Source organism: Arthrobacter gengyunqii (assembly GCF_023022985.1).
Taxonomy (GTDB): Bacteria; Actinomycetota; Actinomycetes; order Actinomycetales; family Micrococcaceae; genus Arthrobacter_B; species Arthrobacter_B gengyunqii.
In genome coordinates, this window is sequence record NZ_CP095461.1 from 1486346 (window position 1) to 1509279 (window position 22934).

Below are 22934 nucleotides of genomic sequence, written 5' to 3' on the forward strand. Positions count from 1 at the left end.
GACGCTCCCTCGCGTAATCGGTGACGCACATGGGCGCGTCGTTTTAGTGATTTGGGCGGTTGTGATCGTCTCTCACACTATCCCGCCGGCAGGGCTGCATCCACTCAGTGAAGTCCCGCCGGCGGGAAGTGTAAGGAGAAACACCACGCCGATTGCTTATTCCCGGTGGCTCCCGAAGGAGTCCGGTGCTATATGCCCGCCTTAGACGGAGCGGGCGACGACGTCTTCCGCGTAGGCCACCAGCGTGCGGACCGCGACGCCGGTGCCCTCCTTGGGCGTGTAGCCGTAGGGGGAACCCTCGTTGAACGCCGGTCCGGCGATGTCCAGGTGGGCCCACGGGATCTTGACGCCGTCGACTTCGCCGACGAACTCGCGCAGGAACGTTGCCGCGGTCATCATGCCGCCGAAACGCTCGCCGTGGTTGGCAATATCCGCGACCTGGGAGTCCAGGGAGGCACGCAGTTCTTCGGGAATGGGCATCGGCCAGAACAGCTCTCCGGCGCGGTCCGCGGCGGCCTTGACGGCGTCGCGCACCCCTTCCTCGCCCATGACGGCCGAGACGCGGTTGCCCAGGGCGATCATCTGCGCACCGGTGAGGGTGGCGACGTCGATCAGCACGTCAGGAGCTTCCTCCGAGGCGGCTACGAGGCCGTCGGCCATGACCAGGCGGCCCTCGGCGTCGGTGTTCAGCACCTCGACGGTGCGTCCGCCGTACGTGGTCATGACATCGCCGGGACGCTGGGCGGTGCCCGAAGGCATGTTCTCGGCGAGGCACAGCCACGCGGTGACCTTGACGGGCAAGCCCAGTTCGGCGATGGCCAGCAGAGCGTTGAGGACGACGGCGGCGCCACCCATGTCGCACTTCATGGTCTGCATTCCGGCAGCAGGCTTCAGCGAGAGTCCGCCCGAGTCGAAGGTGATGCCCTTGCCCACCAGGGCCAGCTTGGCCTTGGCTCGCTGCGGCGCGTACTCCACCTTGACCATCCGCGGCGGGCGGGAGGAACCCTTGCCCACGCCCATGAGTCCGCCGAAGCCGTCCCGCTCCAGCTTCTTTTCATCCATCACCGTGACCTTGACCTTGGCGGACAGCGGCTTGGCCAGGTCCTTGGCTGCCGCTGCAAAGGTTTCGGGGTAAAGGTGGCTCGGGGGCTGGTTGACCAGGGTGCGGGTGGCGTTGACTGCACGGCCCAGGATGCGGGCACGCTCCACGGCCGCCTTCAGCGCCTTGTCGTCTGCGGCGGGGGAGATGACGGTGATGGTGGTGACCGGCTCCTTGACCTTCGCCTTGTCGGTGCGGTGTTCGCTGTAGCCGTAGGCGCCGAACAGGGCGCCCTCGGCAACGGCTGCGGCGTCCGCCACCGTAGCGGCCGGCAGGGCCAGGGCAACGGATTCGGTGCCGGCCAGCTGGCGCACGGCGGATCCGGCCGCACGGCGCAGGGCTTCGGAACTCAGTGGAACTCCGGCCTCTACCTTGCCGACTCCGGCAAGGACAAGCGTCTGGGCTTCGAGTTCGGGCAGGCCGGGAAGGCGGTGGATCTCGTCGGCCGCACCGGTGACTCCCAGCAGGGGCAGCGATGCCGCAAGGGCGGAGGCAGCCTTGGAACTCAACGGGCTGTCGATCAAAACGGGACCGCCCGGGGTCTGGCCGATGCCCACCACGAGGGCCTGGGCGGGCACCTTCTGCACGTCCTTGGAAATCACCGTTAGAGTCGGCTCGTTCGTTTTCACCACGAAGTTACATCCTTACGTTCACAAATATTGGTTGGCGCCGCGTTTGGCGCGGCCCGCATCCTGCCGGCGCGGTTCCTTGTTACCGATCGTAGTCTCTTGTCCGGAGCGTGCATGTTTGTCCGTCGACTTTGTCTGCCCGCTTTGTCTGCTCGCTTTGTCCTGCGGTGTGTTGCACCGGGTTTGCCGCCGGCCGTGCGCATTCGGCAGGAGCCTGGGGACCTGCGCCCGCGGCGGACGGGAATGAAACCCGGGGGCGGGGACGTTTACCCTTGAGTAAACAGCGCAGTCCGCGCTCTTTCGCCGTTTCGGGGATTTCCCCACGGCGGGAAGATTCCACAATTGTCGAAAGTCCAACGCGCATGGAAGCACAGAAGGGGAAGACATGCTTGATCCGCTGACCCTGTTCAATCTGAATCCGGAGGTGGCCGACGACGCCGCCCTGCACGGGTTGCAGCTTCTGGTGGGCTTTACCGGGTTTGCCGAGGCGGGCCACGTGGTTGCCCAGATCCGCGACGAGCTGCTGGAGAACCTCGATCATGAGGTGGTGGCGTCCTTCGATTCCGACCAGCTGATCGACTACCGCGCGCGCCGGCCCCAGATCTCCTTCGTGGAGGACCATCTGACCGACTATGAACCGCCGGAGCTGAACCTTTACCGGATGTATGACGGTCTGGGTGAACCGTTCCTTTTCCTGACCGGCTTTGAACCGGACGTGCAGTGGGAACGTTTTGCCGCCGCAGTGGTGCATCTGGCCAAGACTTTCGACGTGGAAATGATGAGCTGGATCCATTCGATTCCCATGCCGGTGCCTCATACCCGTCCCGTTGGTGTGACCGTCCACGGCAACCGCCCGGACCTCATGGCCGGCATCAGCGCCTGGCGTCCCCAGGCGCAGATTCAGGCTGCGGTGGGCCATGTGCTGGAGCTGCGCCTCACCCAGGCCGGGTTCGACGTCGTCGGGCATGCCATGCACGTGCCGCACTACCTGGCGGAAGCGGAATTCCCGCCGGCAGCGGTGGCCGGACTGGAATATCTTGGCGCCGCTGCTTCCCTGGTACTGCCGACCGACAGGCTCCGCGAAGCCGGCCGTGAGGTGGAGCGCCAAATCGCCCAGCAGGTGGAGGCATCCGCTGAAGTCAAGGGCGTCGTGGCCACCCTGGAGAAGCGGTATGACGAATACACGGACAGCACGGTGCGCCGGTCACTGCTTGTGAAGGATAATGACGAGCTGGCGGACGCTGAGGAACTGGGCGCCGCCGTCGAAGCCTATTTGGCGAGCCCGCAGGCGGAAGAGGAATCCGAAGCGCTGCGGCCCGAGAGCTCAGCTGATTCAACGGAGGATGCAGACACTGGTGGGAATGCTGACGGTTCCGAACAAGCCGACGCCTCCGGACCCTCGGATCGGGGAACAGGTCCAGGCCCGAAGGATTAGCCCGGCGGCGCGCCGATGAACTCCAAGCGCGCCTGGATCGTCTGGGGAATCGGCGTCCTGGCCTATCTGGTCGCTGTCACCCAGCGCACCACTTTTGGCGTTGCCGGGCTGGAGGCCACCGCCCGGTTCGATGCCACCGCCTCCATCCTGTCCGTCTTTACGGTGGTGCAGCTGCTGGTTTACGCCGGCCTGCAGATTCCCGTGGGTGTGCTGGTGGACAGGTTTGGTCCGCGCCTCCTCATAGCAGGGGGTGCTGCCCTCATGGTCGCCGGGCAGCTGCAGCTTGCGTCCGCGGAATCCGTCGGAGCCGGCATCATGGGCCGTTCGCTGGTGGGAGCCGGTGACGCCCTGACCTTCATCAGCGTGCTGCGTCTTTTGCCGGCATGGTTTAGCGGGCGCCGCATCCCCGTCCTGACCCAGTGGACCGGAATTGTTGGACAGCTGGGGCAAATCGCCAGTGCCGTCCCCTTTGCCTATGTGCTGCACCGGTTCGGATGGAGCACGGCTTTTGTGTCGGCGGCCTCCCTGTCCGTGCTGATCGTGGTGCTTACCCTGATTTTCGTGCGCAACCGCCCGCCGGGGGCTCCCACCCCGGTGCTGCTGCCGCTGCGCCAGACCGCCACCTCGCTGGCGGAGGCCTGGCGGCAGCCCGGCACCCGGCTGGGAATGTGGACGCACTTTACGATTCAGTTTCCCGGCACCGTCTTCATCCTGATGTGGGGGTTCCCCTACCTGGTCAGCGCGGAAGGAGTTGACCCGTCGTGGGCCTCCGCCCTGATGACGCTTTTTGTGGTGGTGGCCATCATCTGCGGGCCGTGGCTGGGTTCCTGGGTGGGCCGTCATCCGCTCCGCCGGTCCACCATGGTGCTGCTCATAGCCGCGGCCATGGCCTGCGCCTGGCTGGCCGTGCTGCTCTATCCGGGTCCCGCGCCGCTGTGGCTGCTGGCGCTGCTGGTGGCGGCGCTGGCCATCGGCGGACCGGGTTCGATGATCGGGTTCGATTTTGCCCGTACCTATAACCCCGGCCACCGGCTGGGAACCGCCACTGGAATCGTCAACGTGGGCGGGTTCATAGCCTCCCTGGTGTCCATGTACCTCATTGGAGTGGTCTTGGACGTCCTGAATGCCCGCGGCTTTTCCGGGGGAAATCTTTACGCCCTTGAGTCCTTCCGCATTGCACTCGCAGTCCAATTCTTCGTGATGGCCGTGGGCGTGGCCGGCATCCTGCGCACCAGGGCCCAGGCGCGCGCACGGATGGCCGACGACGGCGTACGGCTTCCACCGCTGCGCCAGGCCATCACCCGGGAGAGGCAGCGGAAGCAGGTCGAGCGCGGAGCACGGCAGGCTGACAGGAAAGCGCCGGAGAGAGAAAACGACAAATAAGGCGGTGGGAACGGCTGTTCCTCCACTGTTGGGCTGATGGTCTCCAGAGCCTGCAGTTGTCCACAACATCGTCCGCCCCGCTCCCGGCGCGTCCTCCGAACCGGGAACCTCGGACCATGACGAACCCACGCAGCGGCCAGCGTCCGCCGGATCCGTTTCCGGTCAGCGGACCGGCGGACATTTTGGCCTACATTCCCCACAGCCTCGGTTTCACACCGGAGGAGTCTCTGGTCCTCATGACGGTGGACTCCACCCGCCTCGGGGCAACCCTGCGTCTGGACCTGCCTGCGTCAGCCCTTGACTACTCGGAGTTTGCCGCCAAAGTCAGCGACATTCTGCGCTCGGATGCCTCCGCGAACGGTGTGCTGATGGCCCTGTACACGGACCGGGCATGGAAACAGCCGGGCAGCCCGCCCTACCGCAGGCTCATCGATCAGCTCAACCATTGTCTTACCGGCAACGGCCTGCCCATCCGGGATGGATGGGTGGTTTCGGCACATGCCTGGCGGGAGTATTTCTGTACCGACAGCACCTGCTGTCCCTGGCCGGGCCGCCCCCTGCATGACATCACCAACAGCACCCTCAGCGCGGAGATGGTGTACCGGGGCAGCGCCTACGCTCCATCACTGGAGCAGGCAGTGGCCCAGGACCTTCCCGGGCCGTGGGGCGCAGGCGCCGTGGCCGCGATGAAGCACAGCAGCGATTACGGACGGCGTTTGACGGGCCGCTGGTGCAACTCATCGCAGTTCGCGGCAACGCTCGACGTTTGGGAGACGGTGTTTGCCGGTGCAGCCCCCTTGCTGCGCACCGCCCATGAGACCGCGGGTTTCCTGCTGGCCAGTCTGCGCGCCCGTCCGGTGAGGGACACGCTCCTGGTCATGGCTGCGTTGGGCAAACAACAGGCCCTTGCCGGAGCCGCCGCCTGCCAACTGCTGTCGGCGGACGCCCAACGTCCCCTGGTGCCTCCGGGCCCGTCCGGCCCCTCACCCAAGAAAGGCCTGGCTCTATCCGGCGGCGGGGTTATCAGCCGCGACGCGGGACGGGATTATCGTGACGTGCTGGTCGGCCAGTACCCGGAATCGCCGCAGTGGTCCGGCCTGGACGCAGCGTTCGCAGTTTTTGCTGAGCTTTTGGCGGCCGCGGCCGTGGAGGGAAACACGGACCGGGAAGCGGCTTCAGCCCTGCTCAGTCTCCTGGCCTGGATTGAATGGGCGCGGGGGAGAGGTTCCCGGGCACAAGTGTTCCTGACCCGCTGCTTGGAAGCCCACCCCGGCTACCGTTTGGCTGAGCTGCTGGAGGAGCTCCTGGCCACCGGCGTGTTCCCCGGGTGGGCCCGGAATGCAGGAACTGCCTGGAAAGGCGCTGAACGTCATCCCGGCGCAGCTCGGGCCTGAGATGGGAAACGGTGCCCGCCATGCTGGCGACAGTAGGAAACCATGAGACAATGGGAACCGAGACCCGGTTGGGTTCGTGTATCAAGTGTCGCTTCTTGTTCCGTTCTCCGTTTGCGCGGAGGGGAACAGAAACCGCAGCAGAAGTGTTCTCCATGAGAGCACCACTGGTTACGGGATCGCTTGAAATCAAGCACGGACTTGACAGGGTCATAGTGGTGTTGCCCCCAATGGCGATTCCACAGCCCGCCGTATGAAAGGTTATCTGTGTCGCCGAGAAAGACAACTGCAGTCGAAGAGACTGACACTGCAAGCAAGCGCACTGCCGTAGACGAAGCCCCGGCTCCGATAGATGCCGCTGCCGGCGAAAAGACCGCGGTAAAGACCGTCCGCAAGGCTGCAGCGCGCAAGCCTGCTGCTGCCAAGTCAGCCACCGCTGCAGCCGGCCGCAAGACCCCCGCCAAATCAGCCAAGGCAGCCAAGGCTGCGGCAGCAGCGGAAGAGGAAGAGTCGCACAGCGACGCCGATCCCGCCGAGCCGGAAATCGATGCTGCCGACGCACCGGAAGCAGCTCCCACAGGCTCGGGGTTTGTTTACTCAGATGCCGACGACGACGATGCTCCTGCCCAGCAGGTAGTCTCCGCCGGAGCAACTGCGGATCCGGTCAAGGATTACCTGAAGCAGATCGGCAAGGTTGCCCTGCTGAATGCCGAGCAGGAAGTTGACCTCGCGCTTCGAATCGAAGCCGGACTCTTCGCTGACGAGAAGCTCGCTGCGGACCCCAACATGGACCCCAAGCTCAAGCGGGAGCTGGAGTTCATCGTCCACGATGGAAAGCGCGCCAAGAACCACCTGCTGGAGGCCAACCTCCGCCTCGTGGTTTCCCTGGCCAAGCGCTACACCGGCCGTGGCATGCTGTTCCTGGACCTCATCCAGGAAGGCAACCTGGGCCTGATCCGTGCGGTCGAGAAGTTCGATTACACCAAGGGCTTCAAGTTCTCCACGTACGCCACGTGGTGGATCCGCCAGGCCATTACGCGTGCCATGGCCGACCAGGCCCGCACCATCCGTATCCCCGTGCACATGGTCGAGGTCATCAACAAGCTCGCCCGCGTGCAGCGTCAGATGCTTCAGGACCTGGGCCGCGAGCCCGCCCCGGAAGAGCTGGCACTGGAACTGGACATGACCCCTGAGAAGGTCGTCGAGGTCCAGAAGTACGGCCGTGAGCCGATCTCCCTGCACACCCCCCTGGGTGAAGACGGCGATTCCGAGTTCGGTGACCTCATTGAGGACTCCGAGGCAGTGGTTCCCGCCGACGCGGTCAGTTTCACGCTGCTGCAGGAACAGCTGCACTCCGTACTGGACACACTGTCCGAGCGTGAAGCCGGTGTCGTGGCCATGCGCTTCGGACTGACTGACGGCCAGCCCAAGACCCTGGACGAAATTGGAAAGGTTTACGGGGTTACCCGTGAGCGGATCCGCCAAATCGAGTCCAAGACCATGTCGAAGCTGCGCCACCCGTCCCGTTCACAGGTGCTGCGCGACTACCTGGACTAACCACCCCGGATGTTAGAACGCCCCCGATCCGCTGACGCGGACCGGGGGCGTTGTGCTTTAACCCGTTGTGCTGCAACCAGGGTCCGCCGGTACCGGATGCACTCATGGAAAAGGCTCCCCCCGCTGAGCGGGAGGAGCCTTCCAAGCTGTATGCGGTGCCGGCCATCTGCCGGTCACACCGAGTAGTGCCGGCTAGTCTGCGGGGACTGCTTCCGCCTTCTTCGTCAGGCGGGATGTTTCATCCTGCCACTCTGAAGTCAGGGGGCGGAGGTTTGCCTCCACAGCCCGTGCGTGGTGTCCGCAGAAGAGCAGCTCCCCACCCGAGGATTCAAGTACCGCACGTACGTACGCCTGCGCGCCACAGCGGTCGCAGCGGTCCAGCGTATTCAGTTCACGAGTAGCTACTGCTGCTGTCATGAAAGCCTCCTTTGGGGTGTTGATACTTCATATAACCATCTTTGCGCGCCGGTTCTTCGCGCATCGGAGGGTCTTTCGCTCTACGCGTACCATTCAGCTGCCCTCTTGTGAGGTAATTCACCGATGCTGAGTCGCTGGCGGGCAGTGTCACCGGCGGGCCTTAACCTTGGAAGTAGCCCGGTTGATCCGGGTGTGCAGCTGGATCGGCAACCTGCCGGCCAACGGTTTCAATGCCTGAGGAGTTTCAAACACGTGGCGCCCCCGAATACTGAGTACAACGCCCGCCACCTTTCCGTCCTGGAAGGGCTCGAAGCCGTCCGGAAGCGTCCCGGAATGTACATCGGGTCCACCGACTCCCGCGGGCTCATGCACTGCCTGTGGGAGATTATCGACAACTCCGTCGATGAAGCCCTGGCCGGCTACGGGCAGAGCATCAAGATCATCCTGCATCCGGACGGCTCCGTGGAGATTCACGATGACGGCCGCGGCATTCCCGTGGACATCGAACCCAAGACGGGCCTGTCGGGCGTGGAGGTCGTCTTCACTAAGCTTCATGCGGGCGGCAAGTTCGGTGGCGGTTCCTACGCAGCCTCCGGTGGACTGCACGGCGTCGGCGCCTCAGTGGTCAACGCCCTGTCCTCCCGCCTGGACGTTCAGGTGGACCGCGCAGGCAAGACCTACCAGATGAACTTCCGGCGCGGCGAGCCCGGCCATTTTGCAGACACGGGCAAGTCTCCGAGCCCCGATGCCAAATTCTCGCCCTTCCTGGAGAGCTCCAAGCTGGAGGTGGTGGGCAAAGCCAAGCGCGGCGTGACCGGAACCCGGATCCGCTACTGGGCGGACCGCCAGATCTTCACCCCGGACGCCAAGTTCTCCTACACGGAACTGCAGGCCCGGGCCCGCCAGACCTCTTTCCTGGTTCCCGGACTGCGGATCACCCTGCGCGACGAGCGCCGGCTGCCCGGAACCCCCGGCGAGGCCGGCCCGGTGGAAGAAGTCTTCCAGCACGACGGCGGCATCACGGAGTTTGTTGAATACCTGGCGGCGGACGCTGCGGTCACCGACATCTGGCGTTTGCAGGGCAGCGGCAAGTTCAAGGAATCCGTTCCCGTTCTGGATGATTCCGGGCACAGCAAAATCGCTGAGGTGGAGCGGGAGTGCGAGGTCGACATCGCGCTGCGCTGGGGGATTGGCTACGAAACGAACATCCGCAGCTTCGTGAATATCATTGCCACTCCCAAGGGCGGAACGCACCAGGCCGGCTTTGAACAGGCGCTGCTGAAGACCTTCCGCAAGGTCATCGAGGCCAACGCCCGCAAGCTGAAGGCCGGCAACGACAAGATTGAAAAGGACGATGTCTTCGCCGGGCTGACCGCGGTCCTGACCGTCCGGCTTGCCGAGCCGCAGTTCGAGGGCCAGACCAAGGAAATTTTGGGCACGTCCGCGGTGCGCGCCATCGTCGCCAAGGTGGTGGACAAGGAGATTACGGCGCGGCTCAATTCCAGCGCCCGGCAGGACAAGGCGCAGTCTGCCCTGCTGCTGGAAAAGGTGGTTTCGGAGATGAAGTCCCGCATCTCCGCCCGCGTCCACAAGGAAACCCAGCGGCGGAAGAACGCCCTGGAGACCTCCTCCATGCCGGCGAAGCTGGCGGACTGCCGGATCGATGACAGTGAGCGCTCCGAACTGTTCATTGTCGAGGGTGACAGTGCGCTCGGCACGGCCAAACTCGCCCGGTCATCGGACTACCAGGCACTGCTGCCGATCCGCGGCAAGATCCTGAACGTGCAGAAGGCCTCAGTGGCGGACATGCTCTCCAACGCCGAGTGCGCTGCCCTGATCCAGGTCGTGGGGGCGGGTTCCGGGCGGAGCTTCCAGCTGGAAGCAGCACGCTACGGCAAGGTTATTTTCATGACCGACGCCGATGTGGACGGCGCTCACATCCGAACCCTGCTGCTGACCCTGTTCTTCCGCTACATGCGGCCGCTGGTCGAGGCCGGCCGAGTCTACGCCGCTGTGCCGCCGCTGCACCGGGTGGAGGTCATCAACCACGGCTCAAAGGCCAACGAGATGATCTACACGTACTCCGAAAAGGAGCTGCACCAGTTGCTGGCCAAGCTGCAGAAGGAGGGCAAGAACTACAAGGAGCCCATCCAGCGGTACAAGGGCCTTGGAGAGATGGACGCGGACCAGCTGGCTGAAACCACCATGGATCCGCGGCACCGGACCCTCCGGCGCGTACGGATCGACCAGGCAGCCGACGCCGAACGCGCTTTTGAGCTGCTGATGGGCAGTGAGGTGGCCCCGCGCAAGGACTTCATCATCGCCGGAGCGGCAATGCTGGACAGGGACCGCATCGACGCCTAAGCGTTCACGGACCCGGGGCGGGCTGCGGCGCCGGCCCGTGCCCGGGGTCCGGACCCCGGGTACCGCCTAGACGATGCCCGGGGCGATCAGCAGCGTGGTGGGAACGGCTAGGAGCAAGCCGGACAGGATGAGCACGGCGGCGCGCTGCCAGGCGGGCAGCGGAGGCAGAGGTGTCAGCAGCCGGCTCAGCCGGTGAGCCGTGCCCAGTTTTTCCTGTTCATCCGGGCTGCCCAGAAGCGGAGCACTTCGTATCTCGGCAGCGGCAAGGCTCTCCGCAGGGGCCGCACCGCCGGTTCCCACTATCGCGACGGCCCGAATCAGCGTCTCCGGCTGGACGGTGTGCAGTGCCTCGTCGTCGGCCAGCATCTCGATGAGTTCATTGACGGACTGCTGGGCCAGCTGGGAGGTGGGCAGCCACGGCAGGGCGGCGCGCCAGGCGGCAAAAGCCCACAGCAGCAGGTGATGGTGCTGGGCCAGATGGGCTTTCTCATGGATCAGGACGGCTGAGAGTTCATCATCGGAGAGCATCTCAAGCAGGCCGTCCGAGAGGACAGTGACCGAACGTGCGCCGCCCGGAAGGCAGTACGCCACCGGTACGGGGTGGTTGATGACCAGCGTGGCCGGTCGCGTGTCTGACGGGGAGCTCAGCAGCGTGAGCATGTCCCGGTGCCTGCGGCGGCCGCGGCGGATCCGGTAGTAGGTCAGCAGGAGGGTGAAGACGAGGTGTGCGCTGAGCAGGAGCGCAGCGCTAAGTGCGAAAACATGCACCAGGCCCAGGGTGGTGGCCGGCTGGCGGTTTATCAGGATGCCCCAGAGGTTGACCAGGGCGCCGATCAGGTTGTTGCCCAGAGGCTCAAGGCCCCAGGTGAGCATGGAGCCGATCATCGACAGGCCGCCGGCCAGGGCGATGGCCTGCCACAGCACCATCGCCGAAAAAGGTGACCGTGCCGGCCACTTTGCCCGTGAGAGGGCGATCGGAACCGGCCACGCCAGCACAAGGGCCAGTGCGGCCAACAAATATGAGGCCCAGATCATCGCGGCGGAGAGCGGTGGGTGCTATCCGGTCAGACGCCGCCGAGCAGTCGTCGCAGGGTTTCTGCCTCGGTTGCCGACACTGAGCCGACGAAGCGGGCCAGCACAGCCTCCCGGTCATTGACGGAGCCGAGAACCTCGTGCATCAGTTCGGCCGTATGTTCGGCCTTGGACGTGATGGCACGGTAGCGGTGCGGGCGGATGTTCCGCTCACGCTCAACCAGGCCCTTTTTTTCAAGCCGGGAGAGCACGGTGAGGATGGTGGTGACCGCCAGGCCCTTGCCGCCGCCTGCTCCGGCCGCGGGGTTGGCCAGGGCGAGTTGTTCGCGCAGTTCGTTTGCCGTGGCCGCGTCCGGAGACTCCCAGAGGAGGTCCATAGTCGCCCGTTCCAGCTCGCCGAGGGTAGCCATCTGTGTTCCCGTCCTTCACCATTAACATTGTCCGGAACCGCCACAGAAGCTTGGCCCTTCCAGCCTTCCGCCAATTCAGCGGAAAGGGTCCGGATATCTAATCTACAGTGTTTTTGTGAGCGGTTCTACATCGCGTAGAAATCTTTTTCGAACTGATCTACGATCAGAAGCAGAATGGTTTCTACGCTCTGTAGAAGTCTGGCTCGACTGAAGGAATCCTCCCTTGGAAGCACTGGATATTGCCCGCTGGCAGTTCGGCATCACCACCGTTTACCACTTCCTCATGGTGCCGCTGACCATCGGCCTGGGGCTGGTGGTGGCGACTCTGCAGACCATGTGGGTCCGCACGGGCAAAGATGAATACCTGCGCATGACCAAGTTCTGGGGAAAGCTCTTCCTCATCAACTTCATCATGGGCATCGCCACCGGCCTGGTTCAGGAATTCCAGTTCGGCATGGCCTGGAGTGAGTACAGCCGCTTCGTAGGTGACGTGTTCGGCGCCCCGCTGGCGCTGGAATCGCTGCTGGCCTTCTTTACGGAGTCCGTGTTCCTGGGGCTGTGGATCTTCGGCTGGGGCAGACTGTCCAAGAAGCTGCACCTGGCCTGCCTGTGGATTGCAGTCCTGGCATCGGTCCTCTCGGCCTACTTCATCCTGGCCGCCAACTCCTGGATGCAGCACCCCGTGGGCGTGGAAATGGTGGACGGCCGGCCCGTCCTGAATGACATCTGGGCCGTCCTGACCAACAACACTTTGCTGGTGGCCTTCCCGCACCAAATCACCGCCGCACTCTCCGTGGCCGGCGGCTTCCTGCTCGGCATCGCCTGGTACCACCTGTGGAAGCGGCGCCGCGACGGCATCGACACCGTCAACGAGGACGGCACCGTAAACGTCGGTGAGCGCCCGGAAATCGGCCGCGACAAGGCTGACCACAGCGTCTGGATCAAGTCCCTGCGCATCGGCGCCGTGGTGGCCATGGTGTCCTTCGCCGGCACGGCTGTCACCGGTGACCTTCAGGGCAAGCTCATGTTCGATCAGCAGCCCATGAAGATGGCTGCAGCTGAGGCCGCCTGCCACGACGGCACCTCCTTCTCGATCCTTTCCGTCGGCGACGTCGGCGCCAAGAACTGTGATGACGTCAAAGCCGTGATCGAAGTGCCAGGCCTGCTGTCTTTCCTGGCGAACAACAACTTCGACACCGAGGTCAAGGGCGTTAATACCCTGATCCCGGAGTATCAGGAAGCGTACGGCACCCACATCCCGGACGATCCCAAGTACGGTGAGCAGGCCGGCACCGAGATCGACTACCTGCCGGTCATGTCCGTCACCTACTGGGGCTTCCGCATCATGATCGGTTTCGGCGGCGTTGCTACAGCCGCGGCTGCCTTTGCCCTGTGGATCACCCGCAAGGGCACCGTCCCCGAGTCCAAGTGGCTGATGCGCCTGGCCGTGTTCGGCATCCTGGCCCCCTTCGGGGCCAACAGTGCCGGCTGGATCTTCACGGAAATGGGACGCCAGCCCTTTGTGGTGGCACCCAACCCGAGCTTCACCGGCATCGACCAGGTCTTCATGTTTACGGCGGCCGCAGTGTCCCCGGGGGTCTCCAGGGCCGAGATGATCTTCTCCCTTTCCTGCTTTGCGCTGGTGTACCTGGCGCTCCTGGTGGTGGAGGTACGGCTGCTGTTCAAGTTCACCCGCGGCGGAGTTCCGTCCGCCATGCCTGAACTGCTGAGCAGCGGCGGGCATGACGGCGGTTCCTCCGGCGGCATGGATTCCGCCGGGGGCGATGACGGGACGGGCAGCGACGGCAGCGACAGCTCCGGCGGAACCAAACCCAAGCAGCCCGACGATGTCCTCGGCTTTGCCTACTAACCCGGCTTTGCCCACTAAGCGATCTGGAGCACAGAAGTGATTTCGCTACCCACCCTTTGGTTCATCGTCCTGGCCTTCCTCTGGACCGGTTACCTCTTCCTGGAAGGCTTCGACCTCGGCGTCGGCATGCTCATGAAGCTGATGGGCCGCAGCGAGAAGGACCGCCGGGTCATGCTCAACACCATCGGCCCGGTCTGGGACGGCAACGAGGTGTGGCTGATTACCGCCGGCGCCATGACCTTTGCCACCTTCCCGCTCTGGTACGCCGCCCTCTTCTCGGCCCTGTACATTCCGCTGGTGCTGGTCCTGCTGGGCCTGATCTTCCGGGCGGTGTCCATCGAATACCGCGGCAAGCACGATGACGACCGCTGGCGCAGCCGCTGGGACTGGGCCATGGCCCTGGGATCCTTCGTCTCGGCCTTCGGCGTGGGTGCTGCCCTGGCACTGACCACCACCGGACTGCCGCTGAATGAAAACGGTGACCGGGTGGGCGGGGCGTTTGCCTGGTTCAACGGCTATGCCGTCCTGGGCGGATTCGCCGTCGTCGCGTTCTGCCTGGTCCATGCCTGCGCGTTCCTGGCGCTGAAGTCCCGCGGCGACATTGAAATGAGGGCCCGCCGCGCCGTCGTGCGCTGGCTCCCGCTGGGCGTGCTGCCGATGGCCGCCTGGGCCATTGTGGTTCAGCAGCAGAACGGCAAGGCGCTGACCCTGATTCCGCTGGTCATCGCGGTGGTGGCGGTGGTGCTGGCCTGGGCCGCCGCGCGCCGCGGCCGCGAAGGCTGGAGCTTCATTTGGATCGGAGCGTTCCTGGTGGCGGGCGTGTTCACGATCTTCGCGTCTGTGTACCCGAACGTGCTGCCCTCCACGCTGAACCCGGCCTGGAACCTGACAGTGAACAACGCGTCCTCCTCCGACTACACACTGACCGTGATTTCCTGGGTCTCGCTCTTCGGCCTGCCCTTGGTGGTGCTTTACCAGGGCTGGACCTACTGGGTCTTCCGCAAGCGCATCACCGCTGACTCCATTCCGGCTGCCCACTCGGTGACCGCTCAGTGAAACCTGTCCTTCCGGTCAGTGCCGCCAGCCGGCGGGCGCTGTACCTGCTGGGGCTGCTGGCCGCCGTCAAGGCAGCGGGCCTGGTTCTCCTGGCCACCGGTGTTGCCGCCGGCGTGGCAGGGCTCGCCGCCGGCGGGCCGGACTGGCGCTGGGTGCTCGCCAACGGCATTGCCGGTGCAGTGCTGCGATCCATCGCCGTGTGGGGCACCGAAACGGTGTCCCAGCGCGCAGCGGCCGGCGTCAAGGAGGAGCTGCGCGCGTCCCTGACCAAGCGCGCGCTCGACGACGGCGGCAACGTTCCCGGGATGGGGTCCGGCGCGCTGAGCGTGCTGATCACCCGAGGCCTGGACGGGCTGGACAATTACTACGCCAAGTATCTTCCCGCCCTGGTGACCTGCGCCGTCGTTCCCCTGCTGGTGGGACTGCGGATCCTCTCCGCGGACTGGCTCAGCGCGGTGGTGGTGGTCCTGACTGTTCCGCTGGTGCCGGTGTTCATGATCCTGATCGGGCTGCACACCGGCGACAAGACCGCTGCCGCCGTCGATGCATTGAACCGGCTGTCCGACAACATGCTGGAGCTGGCCAAGGGGCTGCCCGTCCTGGTGGGCCTGGGGCGGGCGAAGGCGCAGACCCGCGCCCTGCGCGATGTGGCGGAGAACTACCGTGTCCGTACGTTGGAAACCCTGCGGGTGGCGTTCCTGTCCGCCCTGGCGCTGGAACTGATTGCCACCATCTCGGTGGCGCTGGTGGCCGTGGTGATCGGCGTGCGCCTGGTCAACGGCTCCATGTCCCTGGAGCTGGGCCTGCTGGCCCTGATCCTGGCACCCGAGTGCTATCAGCCGCTGCGTGACCTGGGCACCGCCCACCACGCCAGCGAAGACGGTCTCGAAGCCCTCAAACGCACCAACGCCGTTCTGGACGCGCCGGCCGCCGTTCCGCTGGTTCCCGCCGGCGCCCCGAAAACTGACGCCGCTGCGGCAAAGCCGGAGGATTCCGCCGCCGCCGGACCGCCGTTGTCGGTGGCGGGGCTGACCATCCGGTATGCCGGACGTCCCCGCCCGGCAGTGTCCGACCTCAGCTTTGAGGTGCCTGCGGGGAGCATTGCCGCCCTCACCGGTTCCAGCGGCAGCGGCAAGACCTCCGTCCTGGAAACGCTCGCCGGGCTGCGCCGCCACGGTGGAGACACTGCGCTGGACGGGACAGTCACCGGCGTCGACCGTGCCGGCATTGCGTGGATTCCGCAGCACCCGGTGCTGGTCGAAGACACCACTGTTGAGGAGATTGCCCTCTATTCAGGGCTGGGGCCGGACGAGGAAGGCCGCCGGGCTGCCGCCAAGGCGCTCGCCGCCATTGGGTCCCTGCATTTGCTGGACACCCGCACCGCTGACCTGAGCCCCGGCGAGCAGCGCCGCGTCGCCGTTGCCCGTGCACTGGCCCGCATTGCCTGCCAACCGCAGGTGCGCGTGCTGCTGGCCGATGAACCCACCGCTCATCTGGATGCGGAGAGCGCCGCCGCCGTGATCCGTGCCCTGAGAAATCTTCGCGGAACGGTCACGGTGCTGCTGGTGGCCCACGACCAGGCCGCCGCAGCCATCGCCGACCGCCTGATTCCGGTGGACGCCGGACGCCAGGCCGGGCTTGAATCCGCAGTGTGGAACGCCGCAGCCGCACCGGAGACTCCGCAGGCCGTCTCCTTGCCGGCTCCCGTAACCAATCCCGCGGCCCACTCCTCGCCGGCCCCCTCCGATCCAGCCCCCTCCGATCCAGCGGGCGCCGACGCGGAAGAACGCGCCGCCGCCCCCGTCCGCTGGCAGGAGGAGCTCGCGGAAACCGAATCCCATCCGGTGCACCAGCCGCTGTGGAAGAACCTGCTGGTGCTGCGGCCCTGGAGCCCCCAGTTCCTGATGGCACTGCTCCTTGGCACCGGAGCGACGCTCTTTGCCGTGGCCCTCACCTCGCTGTCCGGCTGGTTGATAGTCCGGGCCAACGAACAGCCCCCGATCATGCTGCTGCTCACTGCGATTGTTGGCGTCCGGTTCTTCGGCATCGGCCGGGCCGTGCTGCGCTACTTGGAGCGGCTGCGCCTGCACGACGCCGTCTTCCGTGCCACCAACGCCATCCGCATCCGCCTGTGGAACGGACTGCTGCAGCGCCCCGAGGGATGGCGCCGGCTGGCCCGCGGCGGGGGAGCCCTGGAGCGTCTGGTCGGCGACGTGGACGAGCTGCGGGACATTGCCCCGCGTGTCGTCTTTGCGCCCCTGACGGGGTTCTTTACCGCCGTGGCCGCCTGCATTGCCACCGGCCTGCTGCTGCCTGAAGCCCTCGGCGCGCAGATCCTGGTGTGCCTGGTGGGCCTGGTGGCAGCTCCGCTGCTGGCACTGGGTGCCGATGCTGCGGCCCGTGCGGCAACCGTGCGCCTGCAGTCCCGGTCCATGGCGGCCATGGCACGCCTGCTTTCGGCGGCGCCGGACCTGGAAGCCAACAGCAGTTCCGCCCCGGTGTTCGCCCGGCAGCAGCAGCTCGACGCGCGCGCCTCAGCGGCGGTGCGCCGGAGTGCGTGGGCGCAGGGTTTGGCCAACGCCGTCACCGCCCTGGCCTGCTCGCTCGGTGCCCTCTACATACTGACCCTGGCCGGGAACATTCCCGCGACGGTGGCCGCCGTCGTCGTGCTCATGCAACTGGCACTGATCGAAGCCTTCGTGGCTGTGAACGGCTCCATCCAGCAGTTCTTCGCCTGGCGGACCCTGGGCGACAAGGTGCTGCCGGATTTGGGGACGCTTACCGTGGAGCCGCTGGATCTTGAGCCTGATGCGGAGACGGAACCTGCCGGGAAAGAAGCGGTCCGGAGCGTGGACACCGTTGAGCTGCGGGGGATCAGTTACCGCTACCCCGGCCAGAACACGCCGGTGTTCGAGCACCTGGACCTGGACCTGCGCCGGGACAGCTGGCTGGCAGTCACCGGACCCTCCGGCAGCGGAAAGTCCACGCTGCTCGGCGTCCTGCTGGGCTTCCTTACCCCGCAGGAAGGGTCCTTCCTAATCAACGGAAGGCCGGCTGCCGAGTTCCCGCCCACTGCCCGCCGGATGGCCTGGTGCCCGCAGGAAGCCCATCTGTTCGATTCCAGCCTGCGCGGCAACCTGCTGCTCGCCCGCGACCGCCGGCGGCCGCCCACGGAAGCGGGGATGGTTGCCGCCCTGGACGCCGTCGGCCTGGGTCCCTTCCTTGCCGGGCTGCCGGAGGGGCTGGACACCCGCGTGGGCGGTGGAGGGCACTTCCTCTCCGGCGGACAGCGTCAGCGGCTTGCGGTGGCGCGCGCACTCCTGACGGAAGCCGACGTCGTGCTTCTGGATGAGCCTACGGCGCACCTGGACCCGGAAGCGGGGGAACAGCTGATGGCCGATTTGGCGGCCGGACTGCGCGGCAAAGCCGTGGTGGTCGTGACCCACAACCCCGCCGACGCCGCATGGTGTCAGCGCAGAATTGTGCTGGGGCCGGCCGCATGTGCCGCGTCACACACTTAGGAAGTGCCCCGCAGGATTGTCATAGGGTGGAAAAATGAGTATTTCAACACCTCCGGAAATTCCTGGTCCCGCGACGGGCCTGCGCTGGCGGGCCATCACGGCCGAAGACGTTGACGCCTGGCTGGAACTGGTCCGGCGCATCGCCGCAGTGGACAAACCGGGATATGTCCAGCAGCGTGCGGATTTGGAACATGTCCTGGCCGCCAGCTCGGACAACCCGGCCAGGGACACCCTGTTGGGACTGGACCGCAGCGGCGTGGCGCGCGCCTACGGCTACCTGGTTCGGACCGAAGGTTCGGACAAAATCCACGGTGCCGGGGGAGTGGACCCGCAGTGGCGCCGTCGCGGCATCGGGACCGCCCTGCTGCGTTGGCAGCAGCAGCGCGCCCGCGAACGCCTGCTGGAAACCGGCCACGAGAAGGGCCTGCTGCGGTTCATGGCGGAGGAGGACAACGCCTCGCACGTGGCACTGTTCCATGCCGCCAACGCCTCTGTGGTGCGCTACTTCACGGAGATGACCCGGCCGCTGGATACCGACATCCCGGACACAAAGCTGCCGGACGGCCTGGAATACGTCACCTTCAACGAGGACATTTCCGAGGCACTGCGCGTAGCGCACAACGAAGTCTTCCGGGACCACTGGGGCAGCGAGGAACGGGATCCCGAGCGCTGGCAGCACAACGTGGAACACCCGCACTTCCGCGCGGACTGGACCTTTGTGGTCATGGACACCGCCGCCGGGGAAATTGCCGGCTACAACATTGCCTCCTTTGATCCTGAGGGCGAAAAGCTCAACGGCTACACCGAGGGTTACACCGAGCTGCTGGGCGTGCGCCGCAGCTACCGGGGCCTGGGCCTGGCACCGGCCATGCTGGGAGAAGCGATGCGCCGGTACAAGGCAGCGGGCATGGAGCGTGCCGGGCTGGGCGTGGACACGGAAAACCCGTCCGGAGCGCTGGGACTGTACGAAAGCCTGGGCTACACGCCCACCTTCCGCGAGGTGTTCTTCGACCTGCACGTGCTTCCGTAGGGCGATAAGCCGAAGATCGTCGACGATGGACCGGGCTGGCAGTCAGGGCGGCGATACGGAGGCGGCAGCTAAACCCGCGGCCCAGCCCGGCGCACTACCGCCGTGCGGCGGGCGGATGGTTCCGGCGTCGATCCCCGCGCCGTGAAGCAGCCAGGACACGAGCGAATTCGAGTTCCACATGTCGGCCGAGCCGGGCACCTTGCGTCCCCACACATGGCGCGGCACCTGGGCCGTGCGTTGCAGCATCGCGGCGCCGGCTGAGGGGGAGAGCCGGAATTCGACAGGTGCCGCGGCCGCAAACGCGCGGTCCGGCAGGACGCCGTCGCGCCAGCAGCGCACCTCGTAACGGAACAGTCGTGAGCGGCCCAGCCAGCCCAGCCCCACCGGTCCCGTGGCTACGACACCGCGGGCCGGATCGTGCCGGCCCCACGCCGGCGACATTTCGATGACGTATTCCGCCCCGCCCAGACGCACGATGAGGGCGCTGTGGAACAGCGGCTGCGGCGCACGGTGGTCCAGACGAGCCCGGACGCATTCCCACCATCGGCTGGTATGGATCACCACGTGGCCGCCGGCTCCGACCGGCAGCCACCACAGCTGCACCCGGGCCTCATCCATGGGGTTAGGAGTGAACTGCCGAGGGCTGTGCGGTGTCGGGCTGAACGGCGGCGGGCAGGACCCAGATGGACTGGGCCGCGGGAAGACCCAGTTCCAGCTGTTCCCCGCCCACTGTCACCGTCAGGGTTCCGGCGTAGGCCTGGCGCGAGAGCACGCGGACCTGCACGTCCAGGTGCAGGCCCAGGGTCGCCAGATACCGCAGCAGCTCCGGGTCGGTGTCCGAGACGCGGGCAACGGTGGCGGTGGTCCCGTCCTCGCAGGCACTGAGCCGGACGGCGGCCAGCGGGGGGAAACTCCCGTCCTTGGAGGGAATGGGATCGCCGTGCGGATCGCGGACGGGATACCCCAGCCGCCGGTCCAGGGCATCCACCATCTTGTCCGACACCGCGTGCTCCAGGTGTTCGGCCTCGTCGTGGACCTCGTCCCAGCCATAGTCCAGGTACTCCACGAGGAACGTCTCGATCAGCCGGTGCCGGCGCACCATGGCCACGGCCTCGCGGGTTCCCGCCTCCGTAAGGGTGATCGACCCGTACCGTGCGTGGGTCAGCAGCCCCTGGGTCGTCAGCTTTTTCACCGCTTCGGAAACCGACGACGGTGAGTTTCCCACGTGTGCGGAGAGCGCCGACACGGTTACCGGTGCATCGGTCCACTCCTGGGCGGTCCAGATGACCTTGAGATAGTCCTCGGATGCGGTTGAAAGCTGTTTGGTACCCACCCCTTTACCTTACGTGTTGCGGTCTGGATCGGCGGGCGGCAGCTGCGGCACCTGCCGCGGGTCAGCCTTCACGCGTACCCGGTGCACCGTTCACTCCGCGCCGGGGTTCCGGGCTCAGAATTCCTTCATATCCAAGGCGAAGCGGAACCGGACGTCATTGAGTTCGAGTCTGGCGAGGGCAGTGTTGATGTCCCGTGCCGGCAGTACTTCCACATCTGCGGTGATTCCATGGCGGCTGCAGAAATCGAGCATGGCCTGTGTCCCGGCGATCCCGCCGCTGCCGGCAGAGGCAATACTCTTTCTGCCGATGAGCAACGCCAATGGATCGAACTCCATGGATCCGAGCGCGCCGAGTGCGCAGAGTGTTCCGTCAAGTCCGAGGGCGCGGAGATAAGGGGTGAGGTCGTGAGGAGCGGAGGCCGTGTCAAGAATGAGGTCAAAGCGGTTTGACTGGGCCTGCATAGCGGTTGAATCTTTCGATACGACAACCTCGTCGGCCCCCAGCTGTTTGGCGCCGGAGGCTTTTTCCCGGGATGTGGTGAACAGGACGACGTGGGCGCCGAGTGCGTGGGCGAACTTCACGGCGAGGTGCCCCAGGCCTCCGAGGCCAACGATTCCTACGGTCATGCCTGGTCCTGCGTTCCAGCGGACAAGGGGTTCCCATACCGTGATCCCGGCGCACATGAGCGGGGCGACTCCAGCGGGGTCGAGGTTTTCGGGGAGCGGATAGACGAACTTTTCAGAGGCAATGTATTCGCGAGCGAATCCGCCCTGGGTTGTGGACCCGTCAATCCGATCGGTGCCGCCGTACGTCAGAGTGGGGAATTGCTCGCAGTAGTTCTCCTGGCCGGCGGTGCACATGGTGCAACTGCCGCAGGAATCCACGATATTGCCGACTGCAACTGAATCCCCAAGACGGAACCTGGTAACGTCCGGTCCTGTTTCCGTGACAGTGCCGACGAATTCGTGGCCTGCCACCAGTGGCTTGTTTCCGGGGCGGTGTATCTCGTTGAGGTCGGAGTGACAGACCCCGCAGAAGGTCACATCGATGGCAACGTCGTTGCTGCGGAGCTCCCGCCGTTGAATGGTCTCGACTGTCAGGGGCTGGTTGGCTGCAGTAGCGGTGAGTGCCGTGGTTTTCCGCATGGGAATCTTCTTTCCGGTGGGAACTGCTGTTGGCGGGCTTGGGAGCAGGTACGTGGAGAGCCTCAAAAACAAACTGGTTAGTTACTTGATTCGGCGACCCTACGCCGTGTACGGATAAAAGACAAACCAACTAGTTTGTTAGGGTGGAAGAATGAAGCCAGGAGACGCTACCCGCAAACGCCTACTCGCTGCCGCAAGCGAGGAGTTCGCGGCATACGGGATTGCCGGCGCCCGGGTGGACAGGATCGCGGCCAACGCCCAGGCAAACAAGGCCCAGCTCTACGCGTTCTACGGCAGCAAGGAGGCCTTGTTTGAAAGAGTCTTCAGCGCAGCCCTTGACGGCATCGTCAATGCCGTTCCGATAGACGGAAAAGATCTTCCGGGATATGCGGTGCGGCTTTACAACGAATATCTCGAGCACCCCGAACTGGTCCGCCTGGCGACCTGGGCCCGCCTGGAGCGGCGTCCGGCCGGACACCTGACCGCCGACGCTGACCGGCTCGATTCGGACAAGCTCGCCAATATCGCGGACGCCCAGAAGGCCGGCTATATCGACAAGTACTTCACCCCGTTCGAGGTGCTGACTACGGTTATCGCAATCTCAATGACCTGGTCTCCTGCCAGCACAACGTTCACTGCGACGTCGGCCGACGCACCCGCTGAACATGAACGCCGACGCGACGTATTAACCAGAATCGTCCACAGAACCTTCGCGCCGGCAACGTAGCTGGAGCCGGCCGGGGCGGACCAGCGGCGCACTGGAGCGCTACAACCGTTTCGATCTGTACTTTCGGTCCAGCCGTTCATGCACCTGCCAGAATTCCTCCATGGGCAGAGGGCGGCCCTGGAGCAGATGTTCGAGGTAGAACAGATGTGTCTGCCAACCGGAAAGATAGCCGGGGGCCTCGTCTTCGAGCCCCTCATGAATTAAGTCCAGTTGTGTGGCGCCGCCCTCTTGTGCCAACTCGATGCGCAGTTGCGACAGGGGTTCATCGGGGAACTTCCAGGTCAAGGCCAGCCATGCCTCCGGCCCGCAGTCCAGAATCTCGCTGGTGCAGGAATAGTCCTCGGCGTGCCGGATGGTTACCACGGCTCCAACAGTCATTTCTCCGGTGGTCACGGTTCCTATCCAATGCGGAAGCGCTTCCGGAGAAGTCAGTCCCCACCAAACGCGGTCCGAGGCAGCCGGCAGGGACCAACACACGGAGACGCGACCGGCCGCGGCATCGATCGATCGGCTGGTCAGAGGCATGGCCGGAGC

18 protein-coding genes are annotated in these 22934 nt (G+C 65.4%); 10 read left to right on the forward strand and 8 right to left on the reverse strand.

Annotated elements, in window-relative coordinates; genetic code table 11:
• Positions 1-201: 201 nt before the first annotated feature.
• A complete protein-coding gene (locus MUG94_RS06715; protein WP_227908860.1) occupies positions 202-1731 on the reverse strand; it encodes a leucyl aminopeptidase in 1530 nt (509 codons plus the stop codon).
• 382 nt (positions 1732-2113) lie between these two features.
• Between MUG94_RS06715 and MUG94_RS06720 the strand changes: the two genes are divergently transcribed.
• From MUG94_RS06720 to MUG94_RS06735, 4 genes are all read left to right on the forward strand, one after another.
• Positions 2114-3163: a proteasome assembly chaperone family protein gene (locus tag MUG94_RS06720; protein WP_227908858.1), complete on the forward strand. Its 1050-nt coding sequence runs from the start codon at positions 2114-2116 to the stop codon at positions 3161-3163.
• Between the two features lie 15 nt (positions 3164-3178).
• Positions 3179-4546 carry an MFS transporter gene (locus tag MUG94_RS06725; protein ID WP_227908856.1) on the forward strand — a complete coding sequence of 456 codons (1368 nt, stop codon included), beginning with the start codon at positions 3179-3181 and terminating at the stop codon, positions 4544-4546.
• A gap of 116 nt (positions 4547-4662) precedes the next feature.
• Entirely contained in the window at positions 4663-5940 is a 1278-nt protein-coding gene (locus MUG94_RS06730) for a DUF4192 domain-containing protein (protein WP_227908853.1), read from the forward strand.
• Between the two features lie 264 nt (positions 5941-6204).
• Positions 6205-7494, forward strand: coding sequence for an RNA polymerase sigma factor (locus tag MUG94_RS06735; RefSeq protein WP_227908851.1), 1290 nt, complete (start codon positions 6205-6207; stop codon positions 7492-7494).
• 192 nt (positions 7495-7686) lie between these two features.
• On the opposite strand, the gene MUG94_RS06740 is transcribed toward MUG94_RS06735, so the two are convergent.
• Positions 7687-7911: a DUF7455 domain-containing protein gene (locus MUG94_RS06740; protein ID WP_227889406.1), complete on the reverse strand. Its 225-nt coding sequence runs from the start codon at positions 7909-7911 to the stop codon at positions 7687-7689.
• Positions 7912-8163: 252 nt separating this feature from the next.
• On the opposite strand from MUG94_RS06740, the gene MUG94_RS06745 reads away from it, so the two are divergent.
• Positions 8164-10275, forward strand: coding sequence for a DNA gyrase/topoisomerase IV subunit B (locus MUG94_RS06745; RefSeq protein ID WP_227908850.1), 2112 nt, complete (start codon positions 8164-8166; stop codon positions 10273-10275).
• A 66-nt stretch (positions 10276-10341) separates the two neighbouring features.
• Here MUG94_RS06745 and MUG94_RS06750 read toward each other — a convergent pair whose 3' ends face one another.
• Positions 10342-11310 carry a M56 family metallopeptidase gene (locus MUG94_RS06750; protein ID WP_227889408.1) on the reverse strand — a complete coding sequence of 323 codons (969 nt, stop codon included), beginning with the start codon at positions 11308-11310 and terminating at the stop codon, positions 10342-10344.
• Positions 11311-11339: 29 nt separating this feature from the next.
• Entirely contained in the window at positions 11340-11717 is a 378-nt protein-coding gene (locus MUG94_RS06755; RefSeq protein WP_227889409.1) for a BlaI/MecI/CopY family transcriptional regulator, read from the reverse strand.
• Between the two features lie 223 nt (positions 11718-11940).
• On the opposite strand from MUG94_RS06755, the gene MUG94_RS06760 reads away from it, so the two are divergent.
• From MUG94_RS06760 to MUG94_RS06775, 4 genes are read left to right on the forward strand one after another with little or no spacing between them, the layout of a single operon-like run.
• Positions 11941-13587, forward strand: coding sequence for a cytochrome ubiquinol oxidase subunit I (locus tag MUG94_RS06760; protein WP_227908849.1), 1647 nt, complete (start codon positions 11941-11943; stop codon positions 13585-13587).
• A gap of 36 nt (positions 13588-13623) precedes the next feature.
• On the forward strand, positions 13624-14643 hold the full coding sequence (gene cydB, locus MUG94_RS06765) for a cytochrome d ubiquinol oxidase subunit II (protein WP_227908848.1): 1020 nt from the start codon (positions 13624-13626) through the stop codon (positions 14641-14643).
• On the forward strand, positions 14640-18164 hold the full coding sequence (cydD, locus tag MUG94_RS06770) for a thiol reductant ABC exporter subunit CydD (protein ID WP_227908847.1): 3525 nt from the start codon (positions 14640-14642) through the stop codon (positions 18162-18164). The genes cydB and cydD overlap by 4 nt, the downstream gene beginning before the upstream one ends.
• Before the next feature lie 34 nt (positions 18165-18198).
• Positions 18199-19194: a GNAT family N-acetyltransferase gene (locus tag MUG94_RS06775; RefSeq protein WP_227889413.1), complete on the forward strand. Its 996-nt coding sequence runs from the start codon at positions 18199-18201 to the stop codon at positions 19192-19194.
• Positions 19195-19236: 42 nt separating this feature from the next.
• Here MUG94_RS06775 and MUG94_RS06780 read toward each other — a convergent pair whose 3' ends face one another.
• The 3 genes from MUG94_RS06780 to MUG94_RS06790 form a co-directional block, all read right to left on the reverse strand.
• Entirely contained in the window at positions 19237-19812 is a 576-nt protein-coding gene (locus MUG94_RS06780; RefSeq protein ID WP_210233477.1) for a hypothetical protein, read from the reverse strand.
• Between the two features lie 4 nt (positions 19813-19816).
• Entirely contained in the window at positions 19817-20527 is a 711-nt protein-coding gene (locus MUG94_RS06785) for a metal-dependent transcriptional regulator (protein WP_227908843.1), read from the reverse strand.
• Positions 20528-20641: 114 nt separating this feature from the next.
• Positions 20642-21673 (reverse strand): NAD(P)-dependent alcohol dehydrogenase, encoded by a 1032-nt coding sequence (locus tag MUG94_RS06790; protein WP_227908841.1) that lies wholly within the window; start codon positions 21671-21673, stop codon positions 20642-20644.
• A gap of 151 nt (positions 21674-21824) precedes the next feature.
• On the opposite strand from MUG94_RS06790, the gene MUG94_RS06795 reads away from it, so the two are divergent.
• Positions 21825-22400, forward strand: a complete 576-nt coding sequence (locus MUG94_RS06795; protein ID WP_227908839.1) for a TetR/AcrR family transcriptional regulator — start codon at positions 21825-21827, stop codon at positions 22398-22400.
• A gap of 39 nt (positions 22401-22439) precedes the next feature.
• On the opposite strand, the gene MUG94_RS06800 is transcribed toward MUG94_RS06795, so the two are convergent.
• Positions 22440-22925, reverse strand: coding sequence for an SRPBCC domain-containing protein (locus tag MUG94_RS06800; protein ID WP_227908838.1), 486 nt, complete (start codon positions 22923-22925; stop codon positions 22440-22442).
• Between the last annotated feature and the right edge of the window lie 9 nt (positions 22926-22934).